This is a genomic window from Nocardioides montaniterrae, assembly GCF_054782655.1.
In genome coordinates this window covers 491926-504177 of the sequence record NZ_BAAGSB010000002.1, presented here as the reverse complement: position 1 = coordinate 504177, position 12252 = coordinate 491926, and the positions used below count along the sequence as shown (strand labels likewise).

Below are 12252 nucleotides of genomic sequence, written 5' to 3'. Positions count from 1 at the left end.
ACAAGGTGGAATCCGCCGCGCACCAGGTGCGTGGCGGATTCCACCTTGCTTGCCAAAGGGCTGGGCTGTGTGGAGCTGCGGGGAATCGAACCCCGGTCCTCGAGCGCCGATCCAGGTCTTCTCCGGGTGCAGTCTGCGCTGTCGCTTTTCTCGGCCCCGGGGCTTGCACAGACACATCCCCGACAGGCTCAGTCAGCTAGATGTCCCTCGTCGCTCGCTGACACGACGACGAGGTGAGTCTCCTAGATGACGTCTGGATCCGGGACGGAGACAGATGCCCGGTCAGACGCTTCGATCACTGCTCAGGCAGCGAGAGCGAAGGAACTGCGCTTAGCGTTGGCAGTTATTGGTTTCCAGCGATCGTTTACGAGATAACGCTGGCTTCTCGACCCGCTTCCCCTGGAACTAACGTCCCAAGTCGAAACCGATCAGCCCCTTTGGAATTTTCAAGCCTCCGACGCGTACGCCGGAAGTTCCATCCTACGGGTGTCAACGAACGAGTCGCACGTCAGATTCCCAGCAGCCGGGCCGCGTTGTGCCAGCAGACGTCACGCAGCCAGTCGTCGCCGAGGCCGAGGTCGGCCAGCCAGCCGAGCTGGTCGGCGTAGCGGAACGGCAGGGTCGGGAAGTCGGACCCGAACACGACCCGGTGCCCGAGCTCGCCGAGCCGCGGCACGAGAGCGGCGTCGATCCGGTCGCCGAAGCCCGGCGCGAGCGCCATCGAGGTGTCCAGGTGGACGTTCTCGTAGACCTCGGCGAGCGCCACGAAGTCGGCGACCTCCGGGGCGCCCAGGTGGGCGATCACCAGGCGCAGGCCGGGGTGGCGCTGCAACAGGCGCGCAGTCGCGTCGGGTCCGGTGTACGCCGTGCCCACCGGCCCCGAGCCGACGTGCGCCATCACCGGCGTACCGCTGTCGGCGAGGGTGCCCCAGACGTCGTCGAGCAGCGGGTCGTCGACGTGGAAGCCGCCGACCTGGGAGTGGAGCTTGAAGATCTCGACGCCGTCGGCGAGCAGCTCGGCGACGTACGCGCCCGCCGATGGCTCGGGGTAGAACGTGGCGCTCCACAGGGCCTCGGGCACCTCGCGGGCGAAGTCGCGCGACCAGTCGTTGAGGTACGCCGCGACGCCGGGCTTGTGGGCGTAGGGCAGCGTGCTGAACCGGCGTACGCCGAAGCTGCGGAGCAGCTCGACCCGCTCCTGCACCGGCTGGCGGTAGAGGATCGGCCACTCGCCCCCGATCAGCTCGCCACCCTCGTCGAACTGGCGCCACACGGCGCGCTCGATCGGCGGCGGGAGGAAGTGGACGTGCAGGTCGAGCAGGCCGGGCAGGCCGAGGCCGGCCCAGAAGGTCTCGACGAGCTCGACCTCCGGAGCGGCCTCAGTCACGCATGCCCTTGAGGCGCCGCCCGAGCTCGACCTGCTTCTCGCGGTCGGCCTCGCGGGTGGCGATCGACTGACGCTTGTCCCAGGTCTTCTTGCCCTTGGCGACGGCGATCTCGACCTTCGCGCGACCCTTGACGAAGTAGATCGACAGCGGGACCACGGTCGCGCCCTTCTCGCTCACCTTGCGGTCGATCTTGTCGATCTCGACGCGGTTGAGCAGCAGCTTGCGCTTGCGCTTGGCGGCGTGGTTGGTCCAGGTGCCCTGGGCGTACTCGGGGATGTGCACGTTGTGCAGCCACGCCTCGCCGCCATCGATGTCGACGAAGCCGTCGATCAGCGACGCGCGGCCCAGTCGGAGCGACTTGACCTCGGTGCCGGTCAGCACCATCCCGGCCTCGTAGGTGTCCTCGATCAGGTAGTCGTGACGCGCCTTCTTGTTGGACGCGACGACCTTGCGCCCCTCAGCGATGTCGGACTGACCGGACTTCTTGGACATAGCGGCCATCCTCTCAGGCCGGTCCAGTGGTTATGCGTGCGGTCAGAAGCCGAGGTACGGCGCAGGGTCGATCGCCCTGCCGTCGCGCATCAGCGTGAAGTGCAGGTGGCAGGCGGTGGACCAGCCGGTCGTGCCCGCGAGGGCGAGGGTCTCGCCTCGGGAGACGCGCTCCCCCACGCTCGAGCGGTACGCCGAGATGTGGTTGTAGATCGCGACGAAGTGGTGCCCGTTGACGCGACCGAGGTCGAGGTAGAGGCGGTTGCCCCACACGCTCGAGTAGTACTTCGAGACGACCTTTCCCGGCCCGACCGCGACCTCGGGGACACCGCACGGCGCGTGGAAGTCGTCGCCGTCGTGCAGTCCCCAGTAGTGGTAGATCGGGTGGATCCGCCAGCCGTAGGGCGAGGTGATGTAGCTGTGGGCGACCGGCGGCGTGAACATGCCGTGGACGTTGCCGACGTGGTGGTTCGCACCCGCGGCGAGGTTGGCCAGGATCTGCTTCTGGATCGCGTTCTCGTGGGCCTTGAGCCGGCGCAGGCGGATCAGGTCGTTGCGCTTGGCACGGACGGCGGCGGCGCGGTCACGACGGGTCTGGGCGACCAGGCCCTCGACCGTCCGCTTGGCCGCCACGGCCCGCTTGACCAGCGCCCGGACGGTGAGGAGCGTGTGGTCGGCAGCGGCCTTGCGCACACCGACCTGGTTGCGGGCGGCCTGGACCTGCTGCTGGCGCGTGCGCAGCGCGTCCTCGGCGGCCTGCAGCGCGTCGAGCGTGTGGAGCTGGGAGCCGACCGCGACCTCGTTGCCGGTCTCCCCCACCATCAGGTCGCCGAGCGAGCCGGCGGTGAGGTACGCCGAGATGGCGCTCACCTGCGGATCGCCCTGCGTCGCCGACCTGATCACCGTATCGCCGGTGGCCTTGCGCTGCGCGACCACGTTGTTCTGGGCGGCCGTCACCTGGGCGACGGCGCGGGTGAGCTGGGCCTGGGCGGTCACCAGCTGCTGGTTGAGCCGCGCCTGGTCCGCCCGGACGACCTTCAGCCGGCCCTGGACCGTGACCATCGCGCGGCGCGCGGTCGTCAGGCGGGTCTGGGCGGCCTGGAGCCGGTGGGTGATGGTGAGGACCGATCGGCTGACGTCGTCGAGGTCACCGCTGACCTGCTTGATCTGGCCGTGCACGTGCTTGGCCTTCTGGTGCAGGTGGTGGTTGTCGTCGGCGTACGCCAGCGGGACGGCGACCGACGCCGACAGCGCGAGGCTCGCGAGGAGCGCCGCGGTGCGGCGGGAGGGGATGCCGACGGCAGGGTGCCGTCCGGCGCCGGGGAAGAGGCGCACGGTGGGGACCTTCAAACGTGTTCGGGGAAGAGAACACCTCGAAGATAACCGCGCGCGATCAGACCTTGATGTATTTGCGCGTCAGCAGGAGTGTCGGGATCACGGTCAGGGCCGGTCCGAGGATCAGGATGCCGACCGGCCACACGCCGACGATGGCCTGCGCCCAGTCGCTCCAGTCGATCCATGGCAGGAAGTGGACGTTGGGTGCGAGCCCCTTGCGTACGCCGAACTCCTCGATGCCTGCGAGAGCGCCCGCTGCGAGCGCGACGCCGACGAGCGCGGTCACCAGCGCCTCGAGGAGGAACGGCAACGTGATGTAGAGCGTCGAGGCACCGACCAGTCGCATGATCTCGATCTCGCGCCGGCGCGCGAGAGCGGCGAGACGGATCGTGTTCGCGACCTCGAGCAGCGCGGCGATCAGCAGCGTGACGGCGAGGATCCAGGACCCGACGCGCAGCACCTTGATGATCTTGTAGATCTGGCCGAGCTCCTCGTGCTGGTCCTTGTAGCCCATCACGCCGTCCAGGCCCGAGATCGCGCTGATCACGCCCTTGGTGTGGTCGGGGTCCTTCAGGGTGACCCAGAACGCCGCCGGCCACTTGTCGACGGTGATGATCGGGTTGGTGCCCGTGAACAGCTCCGGAGCGTCCGAGCGGAGCTTGCGGACCAGCTCGTACCCCTCCTTCTTGCTCTGGAAGCGCACGTCGGTGACGTCCGGGCTCTGCTTGAGGGCGGACTGGACCTGGGCCATCTCGGCCTTGGTCACCTCGCCCTTGCAGTTGGGGCTGTTGAGCGGGTTGTCGGCGGTGCACAGGTTCACCAGGATCTGGAGGCTGTTGCCGAGGGTGGCCGTCGCGACCTTGGCCTCGCGCTGCAGCAGGATGCCGCAGCCGGCCAGGGTCAGCGAGACGAACAGGGTGAGGACCACCGCGAGGTGCATCGTCAGGTTGCGGCGCAGACCCGACCGGAGCTCGGAGAAGACATAGCGAAGCGTCATTGTTCTGGGTCTCTCAGTGCTGGAAGCCGTAGCTGCCGGACGCCTCGTCACGGACAACACGTCCGTGGTCGAGCTCGACGACACGCTTGGTGAACTGGTCGACGATGCCGTGGTCGTGGGTGGCCATGACGACGGTGGTGCCGGCGGCGTTGATGTCCTCGAGCAGGTTCATGATGCCGACCGACGTCGTCGGGTCGAGGTTTCCGGTGGGCTCGTCGGCGATGAGGATCATCGGGTGGTTGACGTAGGCACGGGCGATCGCGACGCGCTGCTGCTCGCCACCGGAGAGCTCGTCGGGCATCCGGTCGGCGGTGCCGGCCAGGCCGACCATCTCCAGGGTGGCGGGCACGGTGCGGTCGATCTCGCGCCGCGACTTGCCGATCACCTGCTGGGCGAAGGCGACGTTCTCGGCGACCGTCTTGTTCGGCAGCAGCCGGAAGTCCTGGAAGACGGTGCCGATCTCGCGGCGCAGCCGCGGCACCTTCCAACCGGCCATCCGGTTGATCTCCTTGCCGGCGACGTAGACGCGGCCGGAGGTGGGGCGCAGCTCACGCAGCATCAGCCGCATCGCGGTCGACTTGCCGGAGCCCGAGCTGCCCACGAGGTAGACGAACTCGCCCTTGTCGATGTCGATCGTCACCTGGTCGAGGGCCGGCGCACCGGGGCCGGGGTACTTCTTGGTGACCTTCTCGAAGCGAATCACGTCTCCAGACCGTACGCGACTCCCGCCCGGTCGCCACGTTCCCACGACGGTTCCCGCCGCTCGGGTGGGCCGTCTCACGTGGCCGGGTGGCTAGGGTTGCGCCGTGCCGACCGCCCTCCGATCGCTGCTGCTGGCAGTCGTCTTCACGGTTCTGCCGGTCGGCATCGGGGTGGCCATGACCGGGCAGGACGGTCCGACTCCCCCGCCGGCGTACGCCGGGACGCCGCTGCGCGACTTCGACACGACGACCGTCGCGATCACGCGTGGGGAGTTCTGCCACCGCATCCCCGGCGCGGCCGTGACCGCCGCCCTCGGCGCGGCCGCGACCTCGGCCCACGACTACGCCGACGGTGATCGCGTGACGGTCGCACCCGGCGTGAAGGACGTGGCGCACGAGTACGGCTGCGACCTGCGCAAGGGCAAGGCCGAGGCGCGGGCCTGGGTGTTCGCTCCCCCGGTCACGCGCGCCCGGGCGGCCCAGCTGGCCGAGGCGCACGCGCGCGGCTGCGTGGTGCAGAAGGGCGCTCCCGCCTTCGGTACGCCGAGCGTCGCGCGGCTGTGCGCGCACGGGCACACGGCGACGTACGCCGGCCTCTTCGGCGACGCCTGGCTCTCCTGCAGCCTGACCGTCCCGACCGGTCCGCAGGGCGCGGCGCTCCTCGACCGGGCTGGTCAGTGGTGCGTGGCCGTTGCCAAGGCCGCCGAGACGCCCGCCCCCGCAGGCTGAGTCAGGAGTCGGAGCCGCGGCGCCAGCGGATGCCGGCCTCGAGGAACCCGTCGATGTCACCGTCGAAGACGGCCTGCGGGTTGCCGGTCTCGTAGCCGGTGCGGAGGTCCTTGACGATCTGGTACGGATTGAGGACGTAGTTGCGCATCTGGTCGCCCCAGCTCGCGGCGACGTCGCCCTTGAGGTCCTTCTTGAGCGCGGCCTCCTCGGCCTTCTTCTTCGCGAGGAGCTTGGCCTTGAGGACGATCATCGCGGCGGCCTTGTTCTGCAGCTGCGACTTCTCGTTCTGGCAGGAGACCACGATGCCGGTCGGGATGTGGGTCAGGCGGACCGCGGAGTCGGTGGTGTTGACCGACTGGCCGCCGGGACCGCCGGAGCGGAACACGTCGACCCGCAGGTCGTTCTCGTCGACCTCGATCTCGTCGGTCTGCTCGAGCTGCGGCACGACCTCGACCGCCGCGAAGGAGGTCTGGCGGCGGCCCTGGTTGTCGAACGGGCTGATCCGCACGAGGCGGTGGGTGCCGGCCTCGACGGAGAGCGTGCCGTAGCCGTAGGGCGCGTGGATCGCGAACTCGGCGGACTTGATGCCCGCCTCCTCGGCGTAGGAGATGTCGTAGACCTCGACGGGGTACTTGTTGCGCTCGGCCCAGCGGACGTACATCCGCATCAGCTGCTCGGCGAAGTCCGCGGCGTCGACGCCACCGGCACCGGAGCGGATGCTGACGATGGCCTCGCGCTCGTCGTACTCGCCGCTCAGGAGCGTGCGGACCTCGAGGGTCTCGACGTCCTTCTTGATGCGGATGAGCTCGGCGTCGGCCTCGGCGAGGGTCTCGTCGTCGCCCTCCTCCTGGCCCATCTCGACCAGCACGGCGAGGTCGTCGATGCGGCTGTGGATGGTGCCGATGCGCTCGACCTGCCCCTGGAGGGCGGAGAGACGTCCGGTCACCTTGGTGGCGTTGGCCTGGTCGTCCCAGAGGTCCGGGGCGGCGACCTGCTGCTCGAGGTCGGCGATCTCACCCTTGAGCTTGGGGAGGTCGAGCACCTGCTCGATGGTGCTCATCGTCGCAGCGAGCTGCTTGATCTCGGCGTCGTAATCGGGTCCAGCCACGTCTTGAGGCTAGCGGTCAGACGTGGCGGCCGAAGACTTGGGAGACGTACCAGAGGCCGTTGCTCCCCCGGACCGCACCGATCGCGATCTGGCGGTAGCCGGGCTTGAGGATGTTGGCGCGATGCTCGGGCGACCGCATCCACGCCCGGACCACCTGGCGACCCGACCAGTAGCCATAGGCGACGTTCTCGCCGGCCAACCGCAGGTGGCAGGTGCTCATGATGGGGGTGAGCGACTGGTGGAACATCCGGCGCTGGCTGGCCATCGCCTTGGCCTGCGCCCACGCGAACCGGCCCAGGCAGTCGGTGCGCTGCAGCGTGTGCAGGCCGTGGTTGGCCCGCACGGTGTTGGTCCGGCCGAGTGTCTGGCGGGCGTACTCCACCCTCGTCACAGCAGTGGCCGCTTCCGGCAGCATCAACGGCAGCAGGGCCGCGAGCAGGAGGGTCCCGAGAATCCTTCGCATGGACATCAGACACTAGGACCGTCCGCACGCCGCGACAAGAGTCGCGCCGATCCTCTCGAACCGGTGACGGCGACGACGCATCGTGTGATGATCCGGGCGTGATGTCTGCTCGGATCGTCCCCGTGCTCGTGCTGGCCCTGGCTGCGCTCGTCGTACCGCCGCCGACGGCCGAGGCGCGCGCCGCTGCGCCGGTCGACGGCCGTATCGTCGCCGTGACGTCCAGCTGCACGCGGTACGACGAGGTCAACGAGCCCCACTTCCTGGACCCGGACGGCTCGGACCGGGTCGACTGGAGCGGGCCGGGGAACTCGGGGATGTCATGGTCGCCGGACGGCAAGGACGTCGCCTACATCACGGGCCGGCCTGACGGGCAGTACGTCGTGATCGACGACGTCGCGGATGGGCCTGACACGGACCCGCGGACGGTCACGTTGGCGAGCGCCGGGGCCTGGTGCGGCCAGGACGCACCCACGTGGTCGCCTGACGGCACCCGGCTCGCCTACGTGCTCATCACCGGGGACCCGTACTCGATGAGCAGCTCCGACGCACCCACCGCGGATGTCCACGTGGTGAACGCCGACGGCACCGGCGACCACCTCGTCGCCGCGGGCGCCGGCGACCCGTCCTGGGGGCCGGGAGGACGCATCGCGTTCACCCACGGCGGCGCGCTCCACACGGTGCGCCCCGACGGCACCGGCGACAAGGTCGTCGTACCGTCCGGTGCCTGGCAGCCTCGTTGGACCGCCGCCGGACACCTGGCGTTCGAGACCTCGGGCGGCATCACGATCGCCAACGCCGACGGCAGCCACCGTCACCGGGTGGTGTCGGCGACCATGAACCAGCAACCCTTCGACGTCGCCCCCGACGGGACCGCGGTCGCCTACGCGAGCACGGCCGGGCTGAAGGTCAAGGACCTCGCCACCGGCAGCACCAGGACGATCGCAGACCTCAAGTGCAGCGCGTGCGTCTTCGGCGCGAGCCTGCTCAGCATCGACTGGGGCAGCGCGCCGACGATCAAGCACCCGTGCGGCGGCCGCCCCGACTCGACCATCCTCGGGACACCCGGACCCGACGTCATCCGCGGCACCGCCGGGCCCGACGTGATCTCGGCGTACGGCGGGAACGACGTCGTGCGCGGCCTCGGGGGCAACGACGTGATCTGTGGCGGGACGGGCAAGGACAAGCTGTACGGCGGCGCCGGCAGCGACCTGCTCCGCGCCCGCGACGGCCGCAAGGACGCTGTCCTCGACTGCGGCACCGGGCGCGACCAGGCGCCGGCGTACGACAAGGGGCTCGACCCCAAGCCGCTGAGCTGCGGCTAGGCCGCCGCCCCGGGGTCAGCAGTGCTCGCCCCGCCGGGCTGCTCGGCGGCGTGGACCCGCAGGGCGATCAGGACCGCCCACGCGACGAGGCCGGTGAACAGCAGCATGCCTCCGACACCTGCAACGACGAACGCGAAGTCGACCCAGCCCTGCGAGCCAGTGTGCTTGGTCGTCGGGTCCGGGCAGCTGCTGTACATGGACTCGAAGCAGTCTGAGGCCACGGTCTTCGTGCCCGGCCACGCCACCACCGCGATGATTCCGGCGAGCACCTCCAGGATGATCCCGAAGCCGACCATCCCGCCGATCGGCGAGTCGTAGCCGGCGTTCTTGCCACCGTCGGCGGTGTACTCGTACCGGCTGCCCGTCGGCGGCTGGTCGTCCGAATGATCGCTCATGGGGCGACCGTAGAGCTGCCGCCGTGCCCCTGTCCCGAGAACCGCTCAGCGCCGGCCCCTCATCGGCCGCCGCCGTCCGGGAGCACCTCGGCGGAGCCGACGCTGCGGACGGTGGTGAGGATCGGGGCACCGGGGACGTGCAGCGGGAGCCGCACGCGGGCGGTCAGGACGACGACGACCCGGTTGCCCCGAATGGCGACGGTGGCGCGCAGGCCGGGGTGGTCGCGGGCGGCGCCGACGTCGCGGAGGTAGGCACGGACGGCGGCGTCGGCCTCGTGCTGGCTGAGGTTGAGCGGGCCGTGGTCGAGGCCCTTGCCGTAGGAGCTCGTGCCCTGCGCGGCGAGGTCGGCGCCGCGGAGAGCCGCGCCGTCGGCGAGCGAGTCGACCTGCTGGTGGCCGAGGTACGCCGCACTCGCGTCGACCACGACGCCGATCAGCAGCATGACGATCGCGACGAGCACGATGACGAGCGGCAGGCTCGAGCCGCGCTCATCGGCCGGCCGGCGCACCGGACACCTCCTGGAACTGCCCGATCGGCACGGTCTGCGTGCTGTGCAGTGCGAAGCGCGGTGCGCCACCGCCGAGGATGTCGGGCAGCATCGGCAGCCCGACGGAGGTGTCCACCACGACCGTGATCACCGAGGTCCCGTTGTGGCAGTCGTGGGGGTACGGCGTACAGGTGATGCGGACCCTGGCCCCGCCAGGGACGTCCTGGTCGCGCAGCGCCCGGCGTACGGCGACCTCGGCGTCGCGCTGCCCCGCGACGTCGTTGTCGGCGAGGGCGTAGGCGCGAGCGGCCACGCGCGCCGCGGCGTTCACCGCGAACGCGCCCTTCTGGACCTGGAAGATCGAGACGACGATCCAGATCAGCGGCAGCATGAGGACCAGCGCGATCCAGGTGACCTCGACCAGCGCGCTCCCCCGCTGCGTCGTCCGGCGCCTCATCGCGGCTGCTCCTCGACGGCGCGGCCGGTGACGTCGAAGCCGATCGCCGGCCCGCCCAGCCCCAGCGCGGGGACCTCGGCGTGGACCACGATCTCAATGGTCGGCTCGCCGTCGACCGTCGTACGCCGGCTCCGCACGCTGGTCACGAAGCCACCACCGGCGGACGCCGCGATCTGCGCGCGGGTGCGGGCGATGCCGTCGCTCGGACCACGGTCCAAGGTGGCCGCGAGCCGCGCCCCGTCGGCGGCCGCGGAGGCCAGCGAGTTGCGGACGTGCAGCACCAGCCCGACCTGGACGATCGCCAGGAAGAGCGGCACCAGCAGGACCATCACGAGCACGGCGTCGACCACGGCGCTGCCCCGCTGTCCGCGGGACCGGGTGGTCACTTCACCGAGTTGAGTGCGTTGCGCAGCATGCCGGTGAGCATCGGTCGCGCCATCGCGAACAGCGCCATGCCGACGGTGATCGTCATGACCGTGATCAGCACCCAGCCGGGGACGTCGCCCCGCTGGTCGCGCCGCTGCCCGTTGCGTGTGACCGCGAACGCGTGCGCGTGGGCCCACCACTTGATCGGATCCATTCCTGTCCTGCCTTTCCGAGAGTGACCGTCAGTGCACGATGAGCGAGAGGCCCACGTAGCCCGGCCAGAACGCGATGACGACGACCAGCGGCATCACCAGGAAGACGACGGGCAGCATCATGAAGATCTCCTGCCGCCCGGCCCGTTCGATCAGCTCGCGACGACCGGCCTCACGGACGTCGGCGGCCTGCGCGTGCAGCACGTCCGCGAGCGGGGTCCCCCGGTCGATGGCGACCGCGATGCCGTGCGCGAAGCGGGTCACGACGCCGACGCTGCTGGTCGCCGCGAGCCGGTCGAAGGCGTCCGCGACCGGTTCACCGGTGCGGATCCCCGCCAGGACATCGGCCAGGTCGCGGCTCAGCTCGCCGCGGCTGCGGCGTACGACGCGATCGAGGGCGGCGACGGGTCCCTCTCCCGCCGCGACGGAGAGCGCGAGCAGCTCGGCGACGGTCGGGAACTCGGCCAGGATCAGCTGCTGGCGCTGCTTGACCTGGGCGCTGAGCCGGTTGTCGCGCACGAGCACGCCGAGCGCGAAGCCGCCCAGGCACATCAGCAGCAGCGGGAGCACGGGGGTGGGCGTCGAGAGGGCGCGCAGCACGGAGATCGCCGCAGCGATGCCGAAGCCGGCGCAGCCCCAGAGGACCTGCTCGACGCGGAAGTCGTGGACGGACCGGTCGAGGCCGGCATGGGCCAGGCGCCGGCGTACGGACTCGGCCCCGCCGAGGACCTTCTCGACGGTGTCGGCGGCCCGTCGCACGAGTGGCCCGTAGATCGCGGCGAGGGCGTTGGCCGGCACGACCGGCGCGCGGTGCGTGTCGGCCATCAGGTCGCGGACGTAGGGAAGGACCCGCGACTCCAGCCGCGGCCGGCGGCCCACCAGCACGTGGGCGGCGATGAGCAGCAGGCCCGACCCCAGGGCCGCGCCGAGGAGACCGCCCGCGAGCGTCACGACAGGATCCTCCGTTCCGCCGGCAGGCGACCGAGGCGGATCATCAGCCGATAGGCGACGACGCAGATCAGCGCCGCGACGACGAGGATCAGGGTGCCGATCGCCGACCGGTAGCGCGCGATCACCTCGGGCTGGGTCGACATCGCGAGCAGCACCAGCCACGGGGCGCTGACCGCGAGCCGGGCGCCGTTGACCGCCCAGCTCTGGCGCGCCTCGAGCTCGGAGCGGGTGCGGAGGTCGTCGCGGAGGTAGCCGGACAGGTTGCGCAGCAGGCGGCCGAGCTCTCCACCACCGACCTCACGGGCGACCCGCAGGCCCTCGACGACACGGTCACCGACGGGGTCGGCGAGGCGGGCCTTGAGCCGGTCGAGGCAGTCGCCGAACCGACCGGAGACCTGGTAGTCGAGGGCGAACGCGGCGAACGCCGGCTGGAGCGCAGCCGGGCCGCGGTCGGCGAGCGCGGCGACGGCATCGGGCAGGGACATCCCAGCGCGGACCGCGCTCGCGAGGTCGTCGATCGCCTCCGGCCACACCTCGGCGTGCTCCCTGCGCCGCCGGCGGACCCGACCGCTCACGATCGCGATCGGCAGGTACCCGGCGAGCGCCCCGAGGACCAGGGCGATCGGCGGCGTGCGAGTCAGCACGAGGACCACGAAGGCCGCGGCGATCGTCGAGGCGATGCAGGCGAGGACGAGCGAGCGCGAGGTCACCTCCGCCATGCCGGCCTCGGCGAGGAGGCGGTCGAACCGGCCCTGCTGGCGCTCGGGACGCTGCCTGCGCGGCCACGCGAACGCACTCCAGATGAGGAGCACGCCGACCCCGCACGCCAACCCGATGAGTGCGCCCACGGT

Annotated in this window: 16 protein-coding genes and 1 other RNA gene; 2 read left to right on the top strand and 15 right to left on the bottom strand. The window is 70.7% G+C overall.

Going from position 1 to position 12252, the window contains the following annotated elements:
• Window positions 1-67: 67 nt before the first annotated feature.
• From ssrA to ftsE, 6 genes are all read right to left on the bottom strand, one after another.
• Window positions 68-436: a transfer-messenger RNA gene (gene ssrA, locus ACYVJ3_RS05980) on the bottom strand.
• A 72-nt stretch (window positions 437-508) separates the two neighbouring features.
• The gene (locus ACYVJ3_RS05975; RefSeq protein WP_460851648.1) at window positions 509-1387 is read right to left on the bottom strand and encodes an amidohydrolase family protein; all 879 of its coding nucleotides are present in this window, start codon (window positions 1385-1387) and stop codon (window positions 509-511) included.
• Window positions 1380-1880 (bottom strand): SsrA-binding protein SmpB, encoded by a 501-nt coding sequence (smpB, locus tag ACYVJ3_RS05970; protein ID WP_460851646.1) that lies wholly within the window; start codon window positions 1878-1880, stop codon window positions 1380-1382. The genes ACYVJ3_RS05975 and smpB overlap by 8 nt, the downstream gene beginning before the upstream one ends.
• Before the next feature lie 42 nt (window positions 1881-1922).
• Window positions 1923-3212, bottom strand: a complete 1290-nt coding sequence (locus tag ACYVJ3_RS05965) for a peptidoglycan DD-metalloendopeptidase family protein (RefSeq protein ID WP_460851644.1) — start codon at window positions 3210-3212, stop codon at window positions 1923-1925.
• Between the two features lie 58 nt (window positions 3213-3270).
• Window positions 3271-4209, bottom strand: a complete 939-nt coding sequence (gene ftsX, locus ACYVJ3_RS05960; protein WP_460851642.1) for a permease-like cell division protein FtsX — start codon at window positions 4207-4209, stop codon at window positions 3271-3273.
• A 13-nt stretch (window positions 4210-4222) separates the two neighbouring features.
• Window positions 4223-4912 carry a cell division ATP-binding protein FtsE gene (gene ftsE / locus ACYVJ3_RS05955; protein WP_460851641.1) on the bottom strand — a complete coding sequence of 230 codons (690 nt, stop codon included), beginning with the start codon at window positions 4910-4912 and terminating at the stop codon, window positions 4223-4225.
• 103 nt (window positions 4913-5015) lie between these two features.
• Between ftsE and ACYVJ3_RS05950 the strand changes: the two genes are divergently transcribed.
• A complete protein-coding gene (locus tag ACYVJ3_RS05950; RefSeq protein WP_460851640.1) occupies window positions 5016-5639 on the top strand; it encodes a hypothetical protein in 624 nt (207 codons plus the stop codon).
• Between the two features lies 1 nt (window position 5640).
• Here the strand turns inward: ACYVJ3_RS05950 and prfB are convergent, their stop codons facing one another.
• Complete coding sequence (gene prfB, locus ACYVJ3_RS05945) at window positions 5641-6747, bottom strand: peptide chain release factor 2 (RefSeq protein WP_460851638.1); 1107 nt, start codon at window positions 6745-6747, stop codon at window positions 5641-5643.
• A gap of 16 nt (window positions 6748-6763) precedes the next feature.
• On the bottom strand, window positions 6764-7210 hold the full coding sequence (locus tag ACYVJ3_RS05940; RefSeq protein ID WP_460851637.1) for a CAP domain-containing protein: 447 nt from the start codon (window positions 7208-7210) through the stop codon (window positions 6764-6766).
• A gap of 101 nt (window positions 7211-7311) precedes the next feature.
• On the opposite strand from ACYVJ3_RS05940, the gene ACYVJ3_RS05935 reads away from it, so the two are divergent.
• Complete coding sequence (locus tag ACYVJ3_RS05935; protein ID WP_460851635.1) at window positions 7312-8532, top strand: hypothetical protein; 1221 nt, start codon at window positions 7312-7314, stop codon at window positions 8530-8532.
• On the opposite strand, the gene ACYVJ3_RS05930 is transcribed toward ACYVJ3_RS05935, so the two are convergent.
• The 7 genes from ACYVJ3_RS05930 to ACYVJ3_RS05900 are packed head-to-tail and all read right to left on the bottom strand — an operon-like array spanning window position 8529 to window position 12249.
• Window positions 8529-8927: a hypothetical protein gene (locus ACYVJ3_RS05930; protein ID WP_460851634.1), complete on the bottom strand. Its 399-nt coding sequence runs from the start codon at window positions 8925-8927 to the stop codon at window positions 8529-8531. The genes ACYVJ3_RS05935 and ACYVJ3_RS05930 overlap by 4 nt on opposite strands.
• Window positions 8928-8986: 59 nt before the next feature.
• Window positions 8987-9436 carry a Tad domain-containing protein gene (locus ACYVJ3_RS05925; protein ID WP_460851632.1) on the bottom strand — a complete coding sequence of 150 codons (450 nt, stop codon included), beginning with the start codon at window positions 9434-9436 and terminating at the stop codon, window positions 8987-8989.
• On the bottom strand, window positions 9417-9872 hold the full coding sequence (locus ACYVJ3_RS05920) for a hypothetical protein (RefSeq protein ID WP_460851630.1): 456 nt from the start codon (window positions 9870-9872) through the stop codon (window positions 9417-9419). Before ACYVJ3_RS05920 ends, ACYVJ3_RS05925 begins: the two co-directional genes overlap by 20 nt.
• Window positions 9869-10258, bottom strand: a complete 390-nt coding sequence (locus tag ACYVJ3_RS05915; protein ID WP_460851627.1) for a TadE/TadG family type IV pilus assembly protein — start codon at window positions 10256-10258, stop codon at window positions 9869-9871. The genes ACYVJ3_RS05920 and ACYVJ3_RS05915 overlap by 4 nt, the downstream gene beginning before the upstream one ends.
• Window positions 10255-10452: a hypothetical protein gene (locus tag ACYVJ3_RS05910; protein WP_460851626.1), complete on the bottom strand. Its 198-nt coding sequence runs from the start codon at window positions 10450-10452 to the stop codon at window positions 10255-10257. Before ACYVJ3_RS05910 ends, ACYVJ3_RS05915 begins: the two co-directional genes overlap by 4 nt.
• Window positions 10453-10480: 28 nt before the next feature.
• The gene (locus ACYVJ3_RS05905) at window positions 10481-11401 is read right to left on the bottom strand and encodes a type II secretion system F family protein (RefSeq protein WP_460851625.1); all 921 of its coding nucleotides are present in this window, start codon (window positions 11399-11401) and stop codon (window positions 10481-10483) included.
• Complete coding sequence (locus tag ACYVJ3_RS05900; RefSeq protein ID WP_460851624.1) at window positions 11398-12249, bottom strand: type II secretion system F family protein; 852 nt, start codon at window positions 12247-12249, stop codon at window positions 11398-11400. The genes ACYVJ3_RS05905 and ACYVJ3_RS05900 overlap by 4 nt, the downstream gene beginning before the upstream one ends.
• Between the last annotated feature and the right edge of the window lie 3 nt (window positions 12250-12252).

Excerpts from the sequence above, each read along its gene's own strand:
- smpB (WP_460851646.1), bottom strand. The coding sequence starts at position 1,880 with ATGTCCAAGAAGTCCGGTCAGTCCGACATCGCTGAGGGGCGCAAGGTC.
- ftsX (WP_460851642.1), bottom strand. The coding sequence starts at position 4,209 with ATGACGCTTCGCTATGTCTTCTCCGAGCTCCGGTCGGGTCTGCGCCGC.
- ACYVJ3_RS05940 (WP_460851637.1), bottom strand. The coding sequence starts at position 7,210 with ATGCGAAGGATTCTCGGGACCCTCCTGCTCGCGGCCCTGCTGCCGTTG.
- ACYVJ3_RS05935 (WP_460851635.1), top strand. The coding sequence starts at position 7,312 with ATGTCTGCTCGGATCGTCCCCGTGCTCGTGCTGGCCCTGGCTGCGCTC.
- ACYVJ3_RS05930 (WP_460851634.1), bottom strand. The coding sequence starts at position 8,927 with ATGAGCGATCATTCGGACGACCAGCCGCCGACGGGCAGCCGGTACGAG.
- ACYVJ3_RS05920 (WP_460851630.1), bottom strand. The coding sequence starts at position 9,872 with ATGAGGCGCCGGACGACGCAGCGGGGGAGCGCGCTGGTCGAGGTCACC.
- ACYVJ3_RS05910 (WP_460851626.1), bottom strand. The coding sequence starts at position 10,452 with ATGGATCCGATCAAGTGGTGGGCCCACGCGCACGCGTTCGCGGTCACA.